Origin of the sequence: Achromobacter sp. 77, from assembly GCF_020541125.1 — a bacterium.
Lineage (GTDB): Bacteria > Pseudomonadota > Gammaproteobacteria > Burkholderiales > Burkholderiaceae_B > Achromobacter > Achromobacter mucicolens.
Window position 1 is genome coordinate 4,625,144 of record NZ_CP059848.1, and the last position, 18,150, is coordinate 4,643,293.

Genomic DNA, 18,150 nt, shown 5'->3' on the forward strand with positions numbered 1-18,150 from the left:
ACGCGGTCTTTTTGCTGGAATCGAGATGCCTGATCAACCTGACCTCACCAAGCTGATCTTCGGCCGTCTGACCTGGGACGCCATTCCTTACCACGAGCCCATCCTGCTGGTCACATTCTTCGTGGTGGCGATCGTCGGCATCGTCGTGCTGGGCTCCGTCACTTACTACAAGAAGTGGGGCTACCTGTGGCACGAATGGTTCACCAGCATCGACCACAAGAAGATCGGCATCATGTACGTGATCCTGGGCATCGTGATGCTGCTGCGGGGCTTTGCCGACGCCATCATGATGCGGGCGCAGCAGGCCGTGGCCTTTGGCGATTCCACCGGCTACCTGCCGCCGCACCATTACGACCAGATCTTCACGGCGCACGGCGTCATCATGATCTTCTTCGTGGCGATGCCGCTGGTCACGGGGTTGATGAACTACATCGTGCCGCTGCAGATCGGTGCGCGCGACGTCGCGTTTCCGTTCCTGAACAACTTCAGCTTCTGGATGACCGCCGGCGGCGTGATCCTGGTGATGATGTCGCTGTTCGTCGGGGAATTTGCCCGCACCGGCTGGCTGGCGTATCCGCCGTTATCCGGCATCCTGCACAGTCCGGATGTCGGGGTCGATTACTACATATGGGCCTTGCAGATAGCGGGGGTGGGCACATTGCTATCCGGGGTGAACTTGCTGGTCACCATCGTGAAGATGCGCGCGCCCGGCATGAAGATGATGCGCATGCCCATCTTCACGTGGACGGCGCTGTGCACCAACGTGCTGATCGTGGCGGCCTTTCCGGTGTTGACGGCAGTGCTGGCCCTGCTGTCCATGGACCGCTATGTCGGCACCAATTTCTTCACGGCGGACTTTGGCGGCAACGCCATGATGTACGTGAACCTGATCTGGATCTGGGGCCACCCCGAGGTCTACATCCTGATCCTGCCGGCGTTCGGCATCTTCTCCGAGGTGGTGTCCACCTATTGCCGCAAACGCCTCTTCGGCTATGCATCCATGGTGTACGCCACGGTCGTGATCACCGTGCTGTCGTACCTGGTGTGGCTGCACCACTTCTTCACCATGGGGTCCGGCGCCAGCGTGAACTCGTTCTTCGGGATCACGACAATGATCATCTCGATCCCGACCGGCGCCAAGATCTTCAACTGGCTGTTCACCATGTATCGCGGGCGCATCCGGTTCGAAGTACCGATGCTGTGGACGCTCGGGTTCATGGTCACCTTCGTGATCGGCGGCATGACGGGCGTGCTGCTGGCCGTGCCGCCCGCCGACTTTGCGCTGCACAACAGCCTGTTCCTGATTGCGCACTTTCACAACGTGATCATCGGCGGCGTGCTGTTCGGACTGATGGCCGGCATCACCTACTGGTTCCCCAAGGCGTTCGGCTACAAGCTCGATCCGTTCTGGGGCAAATGCTCGTTCTGGTTCTGGCTGGTGGGCTTTTACGTGGCCTTCATGCCGCTTTACGTGCTGGGCCTGATGGGCGTGACACGCCGCGTGAACCACTTCGAGGACATGTCGCTGCAGATCTGGTTCCAGATCGCGGCCTTTGGCGCGCTGCTGATCGCATGCGGCATCGCCAGCTTCATCATCCAGCTCGTGGTCAGCTACCGCCGCCGCGACCAGTTGCGCGACACCACCGGCGATCCGTGGGATGGCCGCACGCTCGAATGGTCCACGTCGTCGCCCCCGCCCGTGTACAACTTTGCGTTCACGCCACGCGTGCATGACCTGGACGCCTGGTGGCAGATGAAGCAGCACGGCTACCAGCGTCCGCAGCAGGGCTTCATTCCGATTCACATGCCGAAGAACACGTGGGCGGGCATCGTGCTGGCCGGGATCAGCGTGGTGCTGGGCTTTGCGCTGATCTGGCACATGTGGCCGCTGGTGGTGCTGGCGTTTGCCGCGCTGATCCTGGTGTCGATCATCCATACCTTCAACTACAAGCGCGACTACTACGTGCCGGCCGAACAGGTCGTCGCCACGGAAGACGCCCGCACAAGGCTGCTAGCGCAACATGTCTGATACCCTCGCCCACCCCATGCCCGGCGGCGCCGCGCCGGCCCAGGAACCGGTCTTCTACGTTCCTGGCGAACACCATCCCAAGAACGGCACGCTGCTCGGATTCTGGATCTACCTGATGAGCGACTGCCTCATCTTCGCGTGCCTGTTCGCGGTCTACGGCGTGCTGGGCCGCAGCTTCGCGGCCGGGCCGTCCGGCGCGGACCTGTTCGACCTGCCGCTGGTGGCGGTGAACACGACGCTGCTGCTGCTGTCGTCCATTACGTACGGCTTTGCCATGCTGGAAATGCGGCGCAACCGCATCGGCGCCACGCAATTGTGGCTGGCGGTCACCGGCATCCTGGGCCTGGGCTTTTTGTCGCTGGAAATCTACGAATTCTGGCACCTGATCCACCAGGGCGCGGGCCCGCAGCGCAGCGCCTTCCTGTCGGCCTTCTTTACGCTGGTCGGCACGCACGGGCTGCACGTCACCTTCGGCATCGTGTGGCTGGTGACACTGATGCTGCAGGTCCGCCTGCACGGCCTGATCCCGGAAAACCGCCGCCGCCTGATGTGCCTGTCGATGTTCTGGCACTTCCTGGACCTGATCTGGGTGGGCGTGTTCACCTTTGTGTACCTGATGGGAGTGCTGCCATGACGTCGCACATGGATAACCTGGCTGACACCGGCCACGGCGGCCATCACGGCCACGATCATCACGATGGCCACCATGACGATGACGACGCCGCCGCCCACGGCACCTTCAAGAGCTACATGACCGGCTTCGTGCTGGCGGCCATCCTGACGGCGATCCCGTTCTGGCTGGTGATGGACCGGGTCATCGACAGCTCGCGCGTCACCGGCCTGGTGATCCTGGCGTTCGCCGTCGTGCAGATCGTGGTGCACATCGTCTACTTCCTGCACATGGACACCAAGTCCGAAAGCGGCTGGAACATGTTGGCGTTAATATTCACGCTGGTGCTGGTCGTGATCACGCTCAGCGGATCCATCTGGATCATGTATCACTTGAACTCCAACATGATGCCCATGTCCCCGCATGACATGCGCAAGATGCCCTGATGGCAGCAGTCAAAGACATTTCTTCACGCGACACCTCCCGACATCCGCGCAGCAAGGCAACCCTGGTCATCCTGGGGTTGCTGGCTGTCGCCCTCTTTGCCGGGCTTTGCGCCCTGGGCACCTGGCAGGTGCACCGGCTGGCCTGGAAGCGCGCCTTGATCGCGCAGGTGGATCAGCGGGCCCACGCGCCCGCCACGCCCGGCCCCGGCAAAAGCGAATGGGCGCAATTGACCCAGGACAACGCGGAATACCGCCACGTCACCGCCGCCGGCACGTACCACTTCGACAAGCAGACGCTGGTGCAGGCCGCGACCGAACTGGGCAGCGGCTATTGGGTCATGACGCCGCTGCAATTGGCGGACGGCGGCACCGTGCTGGTCAACCGCGGCTTCGTGCTGCCGGCTTGGCGCAAGGACCCGGCCAATGCCGCCCAGCCCGCCGCCCCGGGCCAGGTGACGGGCCTGCTGCGCATGGGCGAGCCGGCCAGCGGCTTTCTGCGCAACAACGACCCGGCCGCGAACCTCTGGTATTCGCGCGATCTGCCCGGCATCGCGGCGGCGCGCGGGTTGACCGACGTGGCGCCCTACTTCATCGATGCGGATGCGGCGTCCAGCCCCGGCAAGGATCCCGCGCGGGAACCGGTGGGCGGCCTGACGATGCTCAACTTTCCGAACAACCATCTGACGTACGCCATCACCTGGTATGCGCTGGCGCTGATGGTGATCGTGGGCGTGGTGATCTTCGTGCGCGAGGAAAAGCGCGCGCGCCGGCCGGGCTGATCCGCCGGCACGCAAACACAACGGCGCCCCCAAGGCGCCGTTATTGTTTCCAAGACGGTGTCAGACACCCGGCGCAGATGGTCGTCAACTTGGGGGAACGGAGCAGTGGGTGTCTGACACCTTATCTGCCGCTTGGTGCCTGCCTCGACTGCAAGGTGTCTTGCAAGGTGTCTGACACCCGTCAGCAACGACCGTCAAGTTGAGCAGGCACCACATGGGTGTCTGACACCTTGCCCCACGAAGACCGGTATCGCCAACAACAACGGCGCCCGCTTGGGGCGCCGTTGTCGTTTGATCTCCCGTGCAACCGCCGGCGGGATCAGCAGGCCGGCCAGCGGATGCTGCCCGCCTCGGGGCACACCCACGATCCCTGCAGCCGCGCCCGGATCTGGGCCAAGCTTTGTTCGACCAGCAGCTCGCCGTCGCGGAACACCGGCACCAGCGCCCCGCCCGCCGCCTGCTCGGGCGTCTGCTGATCGTGCAGCACGTAGCCGCTTGGCGTCTCTTCCACGCGCAGCAGTCCCTTGGCGGACTTCTTCACGCCGGAGTCGGTGACCGGGTCCTTGACCAGTTCCTGCGGTTCGCCGTTGACTTCGGCGTATGTGGCCTTCAGCGCCCAGCCGAAGGTGTCGCGCGTCAGGTACTGATAGGTGTATGACCCGATGCCCAGCACCACGTTGCCCGAGGCAAAGCCCTTGCGCTCCAGCCGCACCAGGATGTCGCGCGCCCGGGTTAGCGTGATGGAGTCGCCGTAGATCAGGCCGACGTGCGGATCCAGCAGCTTGTAGCCGCGCTCGGTCTCTACCCCGCCAAAGGTGTCCCACAGGCATTGCACGGCGCCCTTCACCTCGGCGGCGCGAAGGGCTTGCCGCGCGCTGGCGTCTTCACCCAGCAGCCAGTAGTTGCCGGTGGCCGCATCGCGCACGGCCTCAAAGCCCGCGGCTTGCGCCGCTTGCAAGGCAGCGCGGTCGTCTACGCCCGGCACATCGGTGCAGAAGTAGCCGGTCAGGATCTTCACGGGATCGCCCGAGTCCGGGCGGAACACGACCTTGGCGTTGCCCAGCGCATCCGGCTCGCGGCTCATGATCTCGGACTTGAGTGCCGCGGCAAAATCCGTGACCACCTGCCAGAAGTCCCAGGTGTCCGACACCACGGACACGATGCCCGCCGGATAGACCTGCTTGACCAGGCGGCGGATGGTCTCGATCTCGCCTTCCTTGCTGCCCAGGCACATCACGGAGTGTTCGGTCGCCGGCACCGAGCCGCCGATGAGTTCCCGATCCGAATCCGCGAGGTAAAGGTCTTCGAGGTAATCGATGGCCGGGATCGTGTCAGTGCCGGTGAAGGACAACAGGTGGCCCGCGCCGCACTTGCGCGCGTCGTACAAGCCGGCCATGCCGCGCATCGAGAAGTCATGGCCCTGCCAGTCCACGAACGCCATCGGGCTGCCGGTCAGCTGCGCGAAGTAGGTCAGCAGCTTGCGGTATTCGAAGGCGATGGTGGCGACCGTGGACGGCTTCCAGGATTCGCAGCTGAACAGAGTTTCGATGTAGGTCACCAGCCAGGCGAATTCCGGCTGGGTGTTGATGAAGGTGACGGGCGGCACGCGGATGTCCACGCGGGCGCCTTCGGGGACCGAGCGGATTTCCAGCGGCAGGTAGCCCAGGTCGTGCAGCGCCTGCAGGTGGTCCACCGTGACCGCGCCCTTGCCCAGCGCGTTGTCCACGCGGCGCTGGTACTGGCGCACCGCCGTCGCGGCCGGCTTGCCGAAGAACTCGCGGTTGAAAAGCCCGATCAGGATTTCCTTGATGAAGCCCTGCAGGCCGAACCAGACGATCTTCTCGTCGAACAGTTCGGGCAGCACCGGCGCCAGGCGCGCGGAACGCGGCGTGAAGTTGGCAAGGATCTTGTTGGTGCCCTTGGGGTACTGGAAAGGGTGGCCGGTCTTGTAGAAATCCGCCTGCAGAAAGGGATTCAGGCCGTTCTTGAGCGCGGGGGCCAGGGTGTCGGGGGCATTCATGGCGTTTTCCTTCTTGGCTGCTTAGTTGACCAGGACGGCTGCGGCGGCGCCCGGCACAGGGGCGTCTTCGGTGCGAGTCCAGTCGTAGGCGGTGAAAATCTCGGCGTAGTTGGCCTTCAGTTCGGTCAGACCCTTGCTGAAGATGCCGTGCGTGACATACAGGTAAAGCGGCTGGCGGGTCTTGCCGCGCAGGGCGGCGGCCAGTTCCAGGAACGTGCGTCCGCCGTCGCAGATGTCGTCGACCACCAGCACCGGCTGGGCCGGGATATCGTCGGGCACGCGGGTTTCAGTAATGCGGCCGGTCTGCGGATCGCGGACCTTTTCCGCGTAGCGCACATCCGCCACGCCCAGCGCCTTGGCCAGCGCCTGCACCCGCTTGCGGGCGCCGGCGTCCGGCGCCATCAGCGTGACGCCTTGCGCAAAGGCCGGGGCGGCCAGCGCCTTTTTCAGGAAGGCGGCGGCATCGACGACCCGAACCCGCGCGAGCAGCGCCGGCGTGACGTCGCTGTGGGGTTCGACGATGGTGACGGTGGCGTACTGCTGGTCGTTGATCAGCTTGCAGAACACCGCGGCGCCCAGCGCCTCGCCCGGGTTGCACACGCGGTCCTGGCGGGCATACGGCACATAAGGCATGTCCAGGTGCACCGGCACGGCAGGATTCAGGCGGCGCAGGGCATCGGTCAACAGCAACAACTGCATCACGTCGTCGGCCGACTTCAACAAGGCATGGATGCGAAATTCGCGGGCGGCGTCCGCCTGCTCGCGCAGCCCGGCCGGAATGGTGACCTGCATTTCGCCGCCTGGAAACCGGAACGCTGCCGGCGTATCGGTCAGGCGTTGTCCTTCAATGACCGCAGTAATGGTGAACATGATCGTCCCTTAGTGGCATTTCAAAACTAAGTGACGCCAGTATAAGCCTACTTATTGTCGTTGTGCAACTATCTTTGCGTTTGAATGGGCGCGCTCATGCATCACCCGACGCTGCGGTCGAAAAACGTGAAGTCCTTCAGCCGGTACAGGCGCGCCGGCCGCTGCGCGCCGCCGACCTGCTCGTCGGTGGCCTCCAGCGCGCCCCACGCTTCCATCTTGCGGCGGAAATTGGACTTCTCGAGCCGGGTCTGCAGGATCGCCTCGTAGGTGTGCTGCAGCTGAGTCAGCGTGAAGCGCTTGGGCAACAGGAAGAACGGCAGCGTGGAATAGGTGGACTTGCTGCGCAGGCGGTCCACGGCCGCCCGGACGATGGCGGCGTGGTCGAACGCCAGCGGCGGCAGCGCGTCCACGCTGACAAAGCGGAACTCGGCGCGCGTGGCGGCGGCCAGTTCGGCGGCGGGCACCAGGGCCACGTAGGCCACCGACAGCGACCATTGCCGGGGGTCTCGATCCATGCCCGAAAACACCTGCAGCTGCTCAAGGTAGCGCGGCTCGAAACCGGTCTTTTCCCGCAACACGCGCCGGATGCTGTCTTCGGTGGACGCGTCCTCGTCGGCGTGCACCACGCCGCCAGGCAGCGCCATCGCGCCCTGGAAGGGCTCGCGGTCGCGCTGGTGCAGCGCGACTTCCAGGCCGGATTCGCGCAGGGTGAGAAGGACGGCGTCGACGGTGACGAGCGGCTGGGGAAATTCCAAGACGAGGGTTCCAAGATTCGGGTTTTGGGCAAGATGCCACTATGACGGATCCAGGTCAATCCGGCCCCGATCCGCCTGCGCAGGTTTCGGGCGCGTGCGCCACTAGAACAACTTCGAATTTTGGCAAAAATTGACGGCGGATAACGACAATTAACGCATTGTTCTACACTATGCCCCGAGGAACACCGCCGGGTTGATGCTTGGCGCCGTGTTCCTTTTGCTTTTTCTTCAACTGCAACACAGGAGTTTTCCGGATGAAAAAGACGCTGCTCGCCGCGGCAATGCTGGCCTCTTTCGCAGGCGTTGCCCAGGCAGAACCGTCAGTCACCCTCTACGGTGTCATCGACACCGGCCTCGGCTACAACAAGATCAAGGGCGATGGCTACAGTGGTTCCAAAGTCGGCATGATCAACGGCATCCAGGCCGGCTCCCGCTGGGGCCTGCGCGGATCCGAAGATCTGGGCGACGGCCTGCGCGCCGTCTTCAAGCTGGAAAGCGGCTTTGACTCCGCCAACGGCAGCCGCGGCCAGTCGGGCCGCCTGTTCGGCCGCCAAGCCACCATCGGCCTGGCCAACGACGCCTGGGGCTCGCTCGAATTCGGCCGCCAGGCCACCGTCGGCTCCAACTACCTGGCCGACATCGATCCCTTCTACACCAGCTACACCCAGTCCAACCTGGGCCTGGGGTTCAGCGCGGCCAACACCATGCGCTGGGACAACATGGTCATGTACCGCACCCCGTCGGTGAACGGCTTTGAATTCGCCGTGGGCTACTCGTTCAGCGTGGACGACACCACGACGGACCAGACCGGCTTCAAGACCGCCGACAACACCCGCGGCATCACGACCGGCCTGCGCTACGTGCAAGGTCCGCTGAACGTGACGCTGACGTATGACCAGCTGAACGGTTCCAACCGCGGCACCATCGACAACGGCGCCACCCCGCGCCAGTACGCCATCGGCGCGTCGTACGACCTGGAAGTCGTCAAGCTGGCCGCCGCTTACGGCCGCACCACGGACGGCTGGTTCGTTGGCCAGGACCTGCCGGCCGGTACGCCGTTCAGCGATGAATTCGGCATCAACCGCTTCGTGGACGGTTTCAAGGCCAATTCCTACATGCTGGGCGCAACGATCCCCGTCAGCGCAGCAGGCAGCCTGTTCACGTCGTGGCAGCACGTGGCCCCGTCCAACGACAAGCTGACGGGCGGCGACGCCAACATGAACGTCTACAGCGTGGGCTACACCTACGACCTGTCCAAGCGCACCAACCTGTACGCCTATGGTTCGTACGGCACGGACTACGCGTTCATCGACGGCGTCAAGAGCACCGCCGCCGGCGTGGGCATCCGCCACCAGTTCTAAGCGTGTGCCGGGCCGGTCCGCCTGCGCGGCGCCGGCCCACCCCGCCGCCCGGGCCGCTACCGCGCCCGGGCGCGCTCCAGCATCTGGACGATCTCTGTCTGCCCGCGCTGGCGGGCGTGCTGCAACGGCGTGCGGCCGTCCTTGTCCGGCAGATTCACGTCCGCGCCCCCCTCTATCAGCAGCGCCACGATGGCCTGATGGCGTGGTCCCCCGTCACTCAGGATGATGGCTTCCAGCAGCCCGGTCCAACCCAACCGGTTGACATGGTTCGGATCCACCCCGGCCTGAAGCAGACGTTTGACGACCTCGACATGGCCCCGCTCGCAGGCAGGTATCAGCGCCGTGCCGCCGTAGCGGTTGGTGCTTTTCAGGTCCGCGCCGTGCGTCAGCGTCAGTTCCAGGATCTCGCGATACCCCTGCGCGCCCGCCAATAGATAGGCGCTGTCCTGCATGCCGTTCTTGGCGTTCACGTCCGCGCCAGCCTGGATCAGCGCCGCCGCGGCCGCTTCGTGGTTGCCCTGCGTGGCGCGCAGGAGCGGCGTGTTGCCCTGCCCGTCCCGCGCCTCGAGCGGCGCGCCTGCGGCCAGCAATTGGCGCACACGCGCCGTGTCGCCCTTGCCGGACGCCTCCAGCAGTTGCGCGCCCCGGTCGTCCGCCGCCGCACCGAAGCCGATTGCACTGAGCGTCAGCGCGAAGCAGATGCGCCAGAAGTTGATATAAGCCATTGCCGGCAGCCTCCCTGGTTTTTCCGGTATCGCGCCACGGTCCTGCGCCGGGCGCGCTGCCATTATCTCCCTGCTGCGGGCCGTGCAAGCTATGCTCGGTCAGATTCATGGTGACGTGCAATGCGCAGGAAACACGCGTCCGGCATGATCGGCCTCCCTCACTGATCGCAGCCCCCCACGAACTGTCATGCCTTCTCGTTCCCCTTCCGCGTTCTCGCCCGTATTCCGTCCGCAAACGCGCCTTGCCCGCGCGCTGGCCCTGGCGTTGCTGCCGCTGGCCCTGGCCGCCTGCAATGGCGGCGGCGACGATGACGATGACGCCGTCCAGCCGCCTGTCGCCGAAACCCCGGCGCCGCCGCAGACGCCCGCCCCGGAACCGCAACCTGAGACGCCCCCGCGCAATACGGCCTACCTGCAGACCAAGCCGGGCGACGTGATCCAGGTCCGCATCGAGGAACTGCACCCCACCCAGGCCGCGATCGGCTATGACCAGATCTATTACAAGCTGGGCCGCTGGCAGGGCGATTTTGACCGCGCCACCTGGGCGGCCGATCCGGTGCTGCAGCTGGATTACCTGAACCGCACAGTCGGCAAGAAGTTCGACGATTACTGCGAAGACGTGGGCGGCGCCGAGCGCGCGCAGAAGTTCCAGAGCATCGCCGAGGCCCGCGCCGCCCGCCTGGACCAGCCCGACACGTTCGCCTGCCTGGACGCGCCCGGCACGAACACGGCCAACCTGAAGACGGTGGTGGTGGGCTGGGACGGCAACCTGTACCTGACCGACGGCCACCATACGTTCTCGTCGCTGCGCGAGATCTTTGACGGCGGCCCCAAGCTGCCGGTGTGGGTGAAGGTCGACGCCAACTACAGCGACCTGACGACCGCGGCCGCCTTCTGGCAACGCCTGGTGGACGAGCGCCGCGCGTGGCTGCGCGACGGGCAGAATCAGCCCATCACCGTCGACCAGCTGCCCACGCGCCTGGGGCTGTCCCATGCGCAGGAACCCGGCGGCATGCAGGAAGACCGCTATCGCTCGCTGGTGTACTTCACCCGCGACATCGCCTACAGCAACGGCAACCTGCCCGAGTTCGCGGAATTCCTGTGGGGCGACTGGCTGCGCCGGCAGGCCGCGGCGGGCCAACTGCCCGGGTTGGATCAGTACAAGATGCAGGCGCCGGCCACGCCCGCCGAGATCCTGGCGGTCAGCACGCTGAACAAGGACATCCTGCCGACCGGCGCCAGCGACAGCTACGCCGCCGCCGTGCGCGATGCCTCGTTGAAGATGAGCGCGTTGAACGACACGGATATCGTGTTCGAGGACCGCGATGCCGCCAGCCTGGGCCGCATCGTGCTGGCGCCCAACGCGGCCAGCGGCTCGCCCACCAAGACCGCGCGCGACACCTTGGAAGAACTGCCGCGCAACGACGTCAAGACGTCAGACCGCACGCCGCGCGGCGCGGGCAAGCTGTGGTTCGCGGTGAATTACCGCACCTGCGGCAAGCCGGCGGCGGGCACCTGCTGGGGATGGTGATGTGAAAAAGGCCCGCGCAGGCGGGCCTTTTCGCATTGGGCCGTCAGGACCTCAGAGCACTTCCTTCGTATTTTCGGCCTTGGCTAGCTGCTGCATTGCCAGGGACACCTTCTGGGCGACTTCCAGGCGTTCGGCGGCAGACATGGCGTCGTACTCTTCCTTGGAAATGCCCAGGCTTGCCAAGGCCGCGTAGAACATCTTGTCCTCGATCGACATCGCGGCGTAGTCCATGAACTCCTGCTCGGCCTGCGACGGCGCGGATTGCGCCGCACCCGAGACGCCACGGCCCATGGCCGAACGGTTGCGCTCGGTGGCGTCGGCGAACGCCGCGCGAAAGCCCTCGCCGGCAGTGGCGTTGGCGTTGCGGGCGGACGCGGGTTGGCCGGCGCCGGCATTGATACCCAGGAAATTCACGCTACTCATGGAGGCTCCAAAGGGAATGGCGGTCAGGGTGCCAACATACTCGCCGGACGCCGCCCCGGAAGGCCCGGTCAGGCGCCCGAACGGCCCGCTTCTCGCGGGATTGCCGCGCGACCATTTTCAGCGTCCTTCGAGTATCTTGTGCCTCTTGCAAACCTTTCAGAGATCCCTCTCATGAGCATCGACCCCTCCGCCGCCAGCCAGCCTGCTGCCGCCGCACCCACCGCGGACGCCTTCCTGCAGTTCCTGGTCAACCTGGTCAACAACGGCAGCCAGATCGAAAGCATTGGCGTGACCTTGCAGATGGGCGGCATGCTGGTGTCCGGCTCGATCGTTTCGGGCGCCGAGTACTTCGACACCTTCGCCGCCAGCTTTTCGGGCTCGCTGGCGTCGATGGACGATGACACGCGCCAGACCGTGCACGCTTCGCTGGCCGAGCTGGGCGATGTGTTCCGCCTGCCGCAGCCCGTCGACCCGCTGCCCAACTACATCCACCTGGCCGACGCGCTGTTCTTCACCGCTGACGGCACGCCCATTGCTGGACAGCCGACCCTGTGGCGCGGCCGCACCAGCGCCGTGGACGGATTCATCCTGGGACGCATGCAGTCCGACGCGTCGGCCTGATCCGCATGACGCAAACCGTACCGCCACCGATCGAGAGCCAGGACATCGACCGCAAGGCGATGCAGGCCCTGATCGAGGCTGCCCCGGGCGTCCCGCTGTCATTCGTGGATTGCGACTTCCAGGAGGCGGACTTTTCGCGCCTGGACCTGCGCGGCTTTCAATTCAGCGGCTGCGCGATCGCCGGCGCCTCCTTCCAAGGTGCAGACCTGACCGACACGCAATGGCTGCGCTGCCGGGGCGGGTCGGCCAATTTCGCCTCGGCCGACGCCAGCGAGGCCTCCTTCCAGAACTGCGACCTGAACAATGCCAACTGGCGCCGTGCGCGGCTGGCCAGCGCGCGCTTGCGGGCATGCAAGCTCACGGGTTCGGATTTCGATGGCATCGCGTGCCTGGGGTGGTCGCTCGAGGAATGCCTGCTGGTCGGCGCCCTGCTGCGCGGCGTGTCGTTTCGCAAGTGCAACCTGCTCCAGCTCGATTTCTCGGACGCGGACCTATCGGGCAGCGATTTCCGCGAGACGGTCTTTCACGGCGGCAGCCTGCGCAACGCCACCCTGAAAAACGTTCACTTCGAAGGCGCGGACCTGCGCGAGGCCGATCTGGGCGGTCTGGATCTGACGGCCGCCGCGCGGCTGGCGGGCGCCACCATCTCCAAGACCCAGGCGGCGGCGCTGCTGGCTGAACTGCGGATCAGCGTGGTCTGACGCCTTTCCGGTGCTCCGCGCGCTTGCGCGGGCGCGGGCCGGCGTTGCGGCGCGTTGATTCAGCCGGGTCGCCGGAAGCGCGCCCGAGCCGCCTCGATCTGCCCGTGGCAGACGCAGCCGCTCATGTGCTCGTTCACCATCCCGACGGCCTGCATGAAGGCGTGGATGGTGGTTGGCCCGACGAACGTCCAGCCGCGCCGCTTCAACGCGCGCGAGAGTTCGATCGACGCCTCGGATGTGGGATTGTTGTCCCAGTAGTGCCGGTCCACGGCCGCCGGACGCGTCTGCGGCTGCGGCTCGTGCGACCATAGCCAGCCGGCGAGCGACCCGGTTTCATCGGCCAGTTCGCGCGCGCGCTGCGCGTTGTTGATGGCCGACACGATCTTGGCGCGGTTGCGCACGATGGCGGCATTGCCCATCAGGCGCTCCACGTCGCGCTCGGTATAGCGCGCCACGCGTTCCATGTCGAAATCGTCGAACGCCTCGCGGAACGCATCGCGCTTGCGCAGGATGGTGATCCACGCCATGCCGGCCTGAAAGCCTTCCAGGCAGATCTTTTCGAACAGCCGCCGGTCGTCCGCCACGGGCCGGCCCCATTCATGATCGTGATAGTCCGGCATGGACAGCTGCCAGAAGCAGCGCGGCACGCCGTGCTCGTCGACGATCAGGCCAGGGTCGGGGCTACCGGCGTCCGGGGTGCCGGCGTCCGGCTTGAGCGGATCCCCGCCAGTCTGCCTGGCAGCGCTCATGGCTTGCGGGGTACCGGGCAGCTGGTGTCGCCTTCCTCGCACGCGAGGTACGCGCGCAATTCCTTGGTGCGGGCCTGCGTGAGCTTGTCCAGGCACTGGCTCAGCACCATCGGATACGCGCTGCCGCCCGTAACGCCTGCTGACGAAAACGCGCATTCGGCATCGCGAAAGAAGAGCCACGCCTTCTGCGCGGCCTGCAATTGCGTCAAGGCAGCCTTGCTGTCTTTCAGACGCTCGGTCACTTCCTTGTACGCGGCGTTCAAGTCGGCGTCGGACTTGCGATAGGCCTGGTCCGCGCACAGGTTCATGTCGGTCTGGGTCGAGGCCTGGTCACACTTGAGCACTTGGGCCTGCGCCCCCGCTGCAAGCAGGAGCGCTGCGGCGGCAAACACGATACGCATGGGAGTTCCTCCTGTATCCGGTGGGTGGTGGGTGTGGGTGATTGCCGTTAGGTCGGCAAATGCCTGGGGGAAAGTGTCGCACGGATGCCGGCCCGGCGCAGCGCCGCCGCTCGTCGCCTAAGATAGGGCCCATGAAGATCCAATTGCTTTCCGATTTGCATCTTGAAACCGATCCCACCTTCGTGGCACAACCTTCGCCCGGGGCCGACCTGCTGGTGCTGGCCGGCGACATCGGTTCGTATCGCCAGGGCTCACGGCTGGAGCGGGACGATTTCGGCCTGGGCGACTATTCGCCCCGCCAAGGTTGGCCCACGCCTGTTCTCTTCGTGCCGGGCAACCACGAATACGACAACGTGGATTTCGACGAGACGCATGAGCGCCTGCGCGACCTGTGCGAGACCCTGGGCATCCAATGGCTGGAACGGGAGACCACGGTGATCGGCGGCGTGCGGTTCGTGGGCACGACGCTGTGGACGGACTTTGACGCGCTTGCCGCGCCGGACGACGCGCTGGGGGAAGTCCTGAAAAAACGCGCCAAGGCTTTCCGGGCTGCGGATTTCTATCTGGAAAAGGCCGAAATGCGCCGCCACGGCGCCCCCTTCATGGCCGAACAGATGCGTGAGCAGGGCCTGGCCTGCCAACAATGGCTGGACACCGCGTTGCGCGTGCCCTTTGACGGCACGACGGTCGCGATCACGCACTTTGCGCCCACCCTGGCCAGCGCCGATCCGCGCTACGGGGTCACGCCGGGGACAGCGGGATTTTGCAACGCGCTGGATGGGTTGCTGCCGCTGGCCGACGTGTGGATACACGGACATCTGCACTGTCCGCAGGACTACGTGAAGGACGGCTGCCGGGTGATTGCGAATCCGCTGGGGTATGCAAAGAAGGGGGAACAGGACGGCTTCGCGCCGGGAAAGTTGTGGGAAATGCCGGCCTATCGCCGGCCGTGATCGGCAACCTTGCAGGGCTCACTTGGCGACGTGAAGCGCGCGAAATACGCGTGCCTTGTCTGGGCGCTGAACCGTGCTTGCGCATCGATGCACACATCGACGCGACTGAACTTGCCGTGGATTTGCTGACTTTTGAGATGGACGGATGGCGTGCTTACATCGATCCATGAATTTGGCGACGCGAACATCGCGGTCGGAAAGATGATTGACTCGCCGGGATGCATGATCTCCCGTCTGATGCGATCGTTGTCATTGAAGAAAACCAGCACCGGCGCTTCGGCGTCTTGCGCGTAGTGAACGACAACAGGAGGCGCCAGAAAACCCCAAAGGATAAGACTCGCGCATAGCGTTGCCAATAAAGCACACAGGGCGGCACATAGCTTCAGAAGAACGCGCCCCGGGTAACCGGCGCTAATCGCCTTCATCTACCCGGACTACCGTTGTCGTTCGGTTCGTGCGCCGTAGGCTCGCAGGGTTCGCTTGGCTCGCTAAACCGCGCAAAAAAGCCATGTCGAATGGTGGTTCGTTGTACCTTCGCACCCGGACCCACGTACACATCCACTCGGCTGAACGGGCCGTTTACTTCCACATAATCCCCGCTTTCCGCTGGCAAGCTGACCGAGGTCCAGTAGTCGGAAGCGTGATGCCAATCGGTGTAATACATCGCCGACTCACCGGGGTGTAGCGTTCTTCTAGCGAGGTACACGTCGGTATCGTAGACATAGCCTATCGGGGAACCTCCCGCAGCCGAATAGTGAATAACCACGACCGGTCGGCAGAAATACCAAAACAGCGTCAGCGCGCAAAGCAATCCTGCCACCGTGGCGCAGCCGATCTGGATGTAGGACGAAAACCCCTCCATCACCGTGCCGCCATGGGTGGTCTTGTCGCCTACACGAATGATCGGGCGCCCTGTCATCATGGCTCCTGGCAATTGCTGATGCATCGGAGTTTGAGCGCCGAAGAAAGCGGCTTGAATCAGATAAACACGAAAATGGCCTGACGCATTGGCATCCCTTCATGCAAAGCAAAAAGCCCACCGCTTTCGCAAGTGAGCTTTTGCACGTAGACCGCTGCGGACATCAATAGCGTCCGATCAGGGCATTGAGTTCTTTCTGCCCTGCACGCCTTGCTCGCCTTGCTCGTTCAAGGCGCCGGATTCGGATGCCGCGCGTGGATCTGATTGATCGCGTCCAGCACGTCCGCCGGCAAGGTCACGTCGACGCTGTCGATGTTTTCCTTGAGCTGTTCCAGCGACGTCGCGCCGATCAGGTTGCTGGTGACGAAGGGGCGCTGGTTGACCCAGGCGAGCGCCAGGTGCGTCGGCGAGATGCCGTGTGCGCGGGCCAGTTCCACGTATTCGCGCGTGGCGGCTTCGGCCTGGGGGTTGCTGTAGCGGGTGAAGCGCGAGAAGACCGTCAGGCGGGCGCCGGCCGGCTTGGCGCCGTCCAGGTACTTGCCGCAGAGCATGCCCATCGCCAGCGGCGAATACGCAAGCAGGCCCACGCCTTCGTGGTGCGTGAATTCCGACAGGCCGATCTCGAACACTCGGTTCAGCAGGCTGTAGGCGTTCTGGATCGAGGCGATGCGCGGCAGGTTCTGGTTTTCGGCGTGGCGCAGGAACTGGCTGACGCCCCACGGCGTTTCGTTGGAAACGCCCACGTGACGCACCTTGCCGGCGCGCACGAAGTCCTGCAGCACGGACAGGGTTTCCTCGATCGGCACGGTGTGCTCGTCTTCGACCCACGGGTAGTTCAGCTGGCCGAACGTGGCCGTGGTGCGGTCGGGCCAATGGAGCTGATACAGGTCCAGGTAGTCCGTCTGCAGCCGCTTCAGGCTGGCGTCCAGCGCCTCGGTCAGGTTCTTGCGGTCCAGGAAGGTCTTGCCGTCGCGGATGTGGCCGGGACGCTTGGGGTCGCGCACGGGGCCGGCGACCTTGCTGGCCAGCACGATGTCTTTGCGGCGGCCCGTCTTGGCCAGCCACGTGCCGATGTAGGTTTCAGTCAGGCCCTGCGTTTCGGGCTTGGGCGGCACCGGGTACATTTCGGCCACGTCGACCAGGTTGACGCCGCGCTCCAGCGCGTAGTCCAGTTGTTCGTGCGCCTGCGCTTCAGTGTTCTGCTCGCCCCAGGTCATGGTGCCCAGCCCGATCAGGCTGACGTCCAGGTCGGTACGGCCGAGTTTGCGGTATTTCAAGTTCTGCTCCGTGCGGGGTCTTCAAGTTGGGAAGCGACACCTTACTCCAAGATGTTGGCATTTCGCTGACGGGCGGGGCGTCAGGGCCACGCCCGATTGCCGCCGCCGCGCAATCGGCTTACGCTGATGCGCACATCCAAACCGGGGGAAGACGGCATGCTGCGGGAAGTTGACGAAGTCATCATCTTTTTCGTCGTGCTCATCATTTTCCTGGCCGTCATCGAGCTTGCCTACCGGCTCGGCCGCCGGCTGCGCAAGCCGGCCGACGAGGCCGCCAAGACGCACATCACCGCGCTGCAGACCGCGCTGCTCGGCCTGTTGGCGTTGCTGCTGGGGTTTACGTTCGCCATGTCGGTCACGCGTTTCGAGACGCGCAAGAACCTGGTGCTGGAAGAGGCCAACGCCATCGGCAACGCCTATTGGCGATCGCAGCTCATTCCCGCCGAACACCGGCCTGCGGTGGCCAAGATGCTGCATGAATACGCCTCGGCGTCGCTGGACTACCACCTGGCCGATCAGGATTCGCCGCGCTTTGCCGCCGCCAACGCCACCGCGCGCCGCATCGAACGCCAGATCCGGGCGGCGGTCGCGGCCCGGGCAGAGAACCCGCCGACCATCTCCACCATCATGTTCATCCAGGCCATCAACGACATGGCGCAGATCAACGAGAAGCGGCGCGTTGCGCTGGAAAACCACGTGCCGGAGCCGGTGTACTACCTGCTCTTCATCGTAGCCGCCGGTTCGATGGCCTACATCGCCTACGGCACCGGACTGTACGGACGGCGGCGGCCCGTGTCGACCGGCATGTTCGCCGCGCTGATCGCGCTGGTGCTGACCTTCATCCTGGACATCGACCAGCCGAGCGGCGGCTTGATCGAGGTGGGCCAGGAAAGCATGGAGCGCATGCGGGACACGCTGGCCGACGAAATGCGGCAGCAGCCCTAGCCGCGTTCAGGGCCGGTCGATGACCGCCATGTTTC

General features: G+C 64.9%; 20 protein-coding genes. 10 read left to right on the forward strand and 10 right to left on the reverse strand.

Going from position 1 to position 18,150, the window contains the following annotated elements; all coding sequences use genetic code 11:
- Positions 1 to 25 precede the first annotated feature (25 nt).
- The 4 genes from cyoB to H4P35_RS21540 are packed head-to-tail and all read left to right on the forward strand — an operon-like array spanning position 26 to position 3,864.
- Positions 26 to 2,029: a cytochrome o ubiquinol oxidase subunit I gene (gene cyoB / locus H4P35_RS21525; RefSeq protein ID WP_152382418.1), complete on the forward strand. Its 2,004-nt coding sequence runs from the start codon at positions 26 to 28 to the stop codon at positions 2,027 to 2,029.
- Complete coding sequence (gene cyoC / locus H4P35_RS21530) at positions 2,022 to 2,663, forward strand: cytochrome o ubiquinol oxidase subunit III (protein ID WP_063952400.1); 642 nt, start codon at positions 2,022 to 2,024, stop codon at positions 2,661 to 2,663. The genes cyoB and cyoC overlap by 8 nt, the downstream gene beginning before the upstream one ends.
- On the forward strand, positions 2,660 to 3,085 hold the full coding sequence (cyoD, locus tag H4P35_RS21535) for a cytochrome o ubiquinol/quinol oxidase subunit IV (RefSeq protein ID WP_369818574.1): 426 nt from the start codon (positions 2,660 to 2,662) through the stop codon (positions 3,083 to 3,085). Before cyoC ends, cyoD begins: the two co-directional genes overlap by 4 nt.
- Positions 3,085 to 3,864 carry an SURF1 family protein gene (locus H4P35_RS21540; protein WP_226846946.1) on the forward strand — a complete coding sequence of 260 codons (780 nt, stop codon included), beginning with the start codon at positions 3,085 to 3,087 and terminating at the stop codon, positions 3,862 to 3,864. The genes cyoD and H4P35_RS21540 overlap by 1 nt, the downstream gene beginning before the upstream one ends.
- 319 nt (positions 3,865 to 4,183) lie before the next feature.
- Here H4P35_RS21540 and H4P35_RS21545 read toward each other — a convergent pair whose 3' ends face one another.
- The 3 genes from H4P35_RS21545 to H4P35_RS21555 all read right to left on the reverse strand — a co-directional run bounded on the left by H4P35_RS21545 (position 4,184) and on the right by H4P35_RS21555 (position 7,509).
- Positions 4,184 to 5,884, reverse strand: coding sequence for a nicotinate phosphoribosyltransferase (locus H4P35_RS21545; RefSeq protein WP_226846947.1), 1,701 nt, complete (start codon positions 5,882 to 5,884; stop codon positions 4,184 to 4,186).
- 21 nt (positions 5,885 to 5,905) lie between these two features.
- Positions 5,906 to 6,754, reverse strand: coding sequence for a ribose-phosphate diphosphokinase (gene prs, locus H4P35_RS21550; RefSeq protein WP_226846948.1), 849 nt, complete (start codon positions 6,752 to 6,754; stop codon positions 5,906 to 5,908).
- A gap of 101 nt (positions 6,755 to 6,855) precedes the next feature.
- Positions 6,856 to 7,509: an NUDIX domain-containing protein gene (locus tag H4P35_RS21555; protein ID WP_226846949.1), complete on the reverse strand. Its 654-nt coding sequence runs from the start codon at positions 7,507 to 7,509 to the stop codon at positions 6,856 to 6,858.
- Between the two features lie 254 nt (positions 7,510 to 7,763).
- Between H4P35_RS21555 and H4P35_RS21560 the strand changes: the two genes are divergently transcribed.
- A complete protein-coding gene (locus H4P35_RS21560) occupies positions 7,764 to 8,870 on the forward strand; it encodes a porin (protein ID WP_226846950.1) in 1,107 nt (368 codons plus the stop codon).
- Between the two features lie 56 nt (positions 8,871 to 8,926).
- Here H4P35_RS21560 and H4P35_RS21565 read toward each other — a convergent pair whose 3' ends face one another.
- Positions 8,927 to 9,595, reverse strand: a complete 669-nt coding sequence (locus H4P35_RS21565; protein ID WP_226846951.1) for an ankyrin repeat domain-containing protein — start codon at positions 9,593 to 9,595, stop codon at positions 8,927 to 8,929.
- 187 nt (positions 9,596 to 9,782) lie between these two features.
- Between H4P35_RS21565 and H4P35_RS21570 the strand changes: the two genes are divergently transcribed.
- Positions 9,783 to 11,126, forward strand: a complete 1,344-nt coding sequence (locus H4P35_RS21570; protein WP_226846952.1) for a ParB/Srx family N-terminal domain-containing protein — start codon at positions 9,783 to 9,785, stop codon at positions 11,124 to 11,126.
- A gap of 51 nt (positions 11,127 to 11,177) precedes the next feature.
- Here the strand turns inward: H4P35_RS21570 and H4P35_RS21575 are convergent, their stop codons facing one another.
- A complete protein-coding gene (locus tag H4P35_RS21575; protein ID WP_056326184.1) occupies positions 11,178 to 11,549 on the reverse strand; it encodes a hypothetical protein in 372 nt (123 codons plus the stop codon).
- A 171-nt stretch (positions 11,550 to 11,720) separates the two neighbouring features.
- Between H4P35_RS21575 and gvpU the strand changes: the two genes are divergently transcribed.
- Together gvpU and H4P35_RS21585 are read left to right on the forward strand one after the other, a co-directional pair.
- Positions 11,721 to 12,170 carry a gas vesicle accessory protein GvpU gene (gvpU, locus tag H4P35_RS21580; protein WP_180097963.1) on the forward strand — a complete coding sequence of 150 codons (450 nt, stop codon included), beginning with the start codon at positions 11,721 to 11,723 and terminating at the stop codon, positions 12,168 to 12,170.
- A gap of 5 nt (positions 12,171 to 12,175) precedes the next feature.
- Positions 12,176 to 12,871, forward strand: coding sequence for a pentapeptide repeat-containing protein (locus H4P35_RS21585; protein ID WP_226846953.1), 696 nt, complete (start codon positions 12,176 to 12,178; stop codon positions 12,869 to 12,871).
- Between the two features lie 59 nt (positions 12,872 to 12,930).
- On the opposite strand, the gene H4P35_RS21590 is transcribed toward H4P35_RS21585, so the two are convergent.
- Together H4P35_RS21590 and H4P35_RS21595 are read right to left on the reverse strand one after the other, a co-directional pair.
- Positions 12,931 to 13,620 (reverse strand): DNA-3-methyladenine glycosylase I, encoded by a 690-nt coding sequence (locus H4P35_RS21590; protein ID WP_370638938.1) that lies wholly within the window; start codon positions 13,618 to 13,620, stop codon positions 12,931 to 12,933.
- Positions 13,617 to 14,021, reverse strand: coding sequence for a lysozyme inhibitor LprI family protein (locus H4P35_RS21595; RefSeq protein WP_056326179.1), 405 nt, complete (start codon positions 14,019 to 14,021; stop codon positions 13,617 to 13,619). Before H4P35_RS21595 ends, H4P35_RS21590 begins: the two co-directional genes overlap by 4 nt.
- Before the next feature lie 131 nt (positions 14,022 to 14,152).
- On the opposite strand from H4P35_RS21595, the gene H4P35_RS21600 reads away from it, so the two are divergent.
- Positions 14,153 to 14,974, forward strand: coding sequence for a metallophosphoesterase (locus tag H4P35_RS21600; protein WP_226846954.1), 822 nt, complete (start codon positions 14,153 to 14,155; stop codon positions 14,972 to 14,974).
- Here the strand turns inward: H4P35_RS21600 and H4P35_RS21605 are convergent.
- The 3 genes from H4P35_RS21605 to H4P35_RS21615 all read right to left on the reverse strand — a co-directional run bounded on the left by H4P35_RS21605 (position 14,959) and on the right by H4P35_RS21615 (position 17,170).
- Positions 14,959 to 15,399, reverse strand: coding sequence for a hypothetical protein (locus tag H4P35_RS21605; protein WP_226846955.1), 441 nt, complete (start codon positions 15,397 to 15,399; stop codon positions 14,959 to 14,961). The genes H4P35_RS21600 and H4P35_RS21605 overlap by 16 nt on opposite strands.
- Entirely contained in the window at positions 15,396 to 15,920 is a 525-nt protein-coding gene (locus H4P35_RS21610) for a hypothetical protein (RefSeq protein ID WP_226846956.1), read from the reverse strand. The genes H4P35_RS21605 and H4P35_RS21610 overlap by 4 nt, the downstream gene beginning before the upstream one ends.
- 200 nt (positions 15,921 to 16,120) lie before the next feature.
- The gene (locus H4P35_RS21615; protein ID WP_226846957.1) at positions 16,121 to 17,170 is read right to left on the reverse strand and encodes an NADP(H)-dependent aldo-keto reductase; all 1,050 of its coding nucleotides are present in this window, start codon (positions 17,168 to 17,170) and stop codon (positions 16,121 to 16,123) included.
- A gap of 126 nt (positions 17,171 to 17,296) precedes the next feature.
- Here H4P35_RS21615 and H4P35_RS21620 point away from each other — a divergent pair, with 126 nt between their 5' ends.
- Positions 17,297 to 18,115, forward strand: a complete 819-nt coding sequence (locus tag H4P35_RS21620) for a hypothetical protein (protein WP_226846958.1) — start codon at positions 17,297 to 17,299, stop codon at positions 18,113 to 18,115.
- The last annotated feature ends 35 nt before the right edge of the window (positions 18,116 to 18,150 follow it).

Excerpts from the sequence above, each read along its gene's own strand:
- cyoB (WP_152382418.1), top strand. The coding sequence starts at position 26 with ATGCCTGATCAACCTGACCTCACCAAGCTGATCTTCGGCCGTCTGACC.
- cyoC (WP_063952400.1), top strand. The coding sequence starts at position 2,022 with ATGTCTGATACCCTCGCCCACCCCATGCCCGGCGGCGCCGCGCCGGCC.
- cyoD (WP_369818574.1), top strand. The coding sequence starts at position 2,660 with ATGACGTCGCACATGGATAACCTGGCTGACACCGGCCACGGCGGCCAT.
- H4P35_RS21540 (WP_226846946.1), top strand. The coding sequence starts at position 3,085 with ATGGCAGCAGTCAAAGACATTTCTTCACGCGACACCTCCCGACATCCG.
- H4P35_RS21545 (WP_226846947.1), bottom strand. The coding sequence starts at position 5,884 with ATGAATGCCCCCGACACCCTGGCCCCCGCGCTCAAGAACGGCCTGAAT.
- prs (WP_226846948.1), bottom strand. The coding sequence starts at position 6,754 with ATGTTCACCATTACTGCGGTCATTGAAGGACAACGCCTGACCGATACG.
- H4P35_RS21560 (WP_226846950.1), top strand. The coding sequence starts at position 7,764 with ATGAAAAAGACGCTGCTCGCCGCGGCAATGCTGGCCTCTTTCGCAGGC.
- H4P35_RS21565 (WP_226846951.1), bottom strand. The coding sequence starts at position 9,595 with ATGGCTTATATCAACTTCTGGCGCATCTGCTTCGCGCTGACGCTCAGT.
- H4P35_RS21570 (WP_226846952.1), top strand. The coding sequence starts at position 9,783 with ATGCCTTCTCGTTCCCCTTCCGCGTTCTCGCCCGTATTCCGTCCGCAA.
- H4P35_RS21575 (WP_056326184.1), bottom strand. The coding sequence starts at position 11,549 with ATGAGTAGCGTGAATTTCCTGGGTATCAATGCCGGCGCCGGCCAACCC.
- gvpU (WP_180097963.1), top strand. The coding sequence starts at position 11,721 with ATGAGCATCGACCCCTCCGCCGCCAGCCAGCCTGCTGCCGCCGCACCC.
- H4P35_RS21585 (WP_226846953.1), top strand. The coding sequence starts at position 12,176 with ATGACGCAAACCGTACCGCCACCGATCGAGAGCCAGGACATCGACCGC.
- H4P35_RS21590 (WP_370638938.1), bottom strand. The coding sequence starts at position 13,620 with ATGAGCGCTGCCAGGCAGACTGGCGGGGATCCGCTCAAGCCGGACGCC.
- H4P35_RS21595 (WP_056326179.1), bottom strand. The coding sequence starts at position 14,021 with ATGCGTATCGTGTTTGCCGCCGCAGCGCTCCTGCTTGCAGCGGGGGCG.
- H4P35_RS21600 (WP_226846954.1), top strand. The coding sequence starts at position 14,153 with ATGAAGATCCAATTGCTTTCCGATTTGCATCTTGAAACCGATCCCACC.
- H4P35_RS21605 (WP_226846955.1), bottom strand. The coding sequence starts at position 15,399 with ATGAAGGCGATTAGCGCCGGTTACCCGGGGCGCGTTCTTCTGAAGCTA.
- H4P35_RS21610 (WP_226846956.1), bottom strand. The coding sequence starts at position 15,920 with ATGCATCAGCAATTGCCAGGAGCCATGATGACAGGGCGCCCGATCATT.
- H4P35_RS21620 (WP_226846958.1), top strand. The coding sequence starts at position 17,297 with ATGCGCACATCCAAACCGGGGGAAGACGGCATGCTGCGGGAAGTTGAC.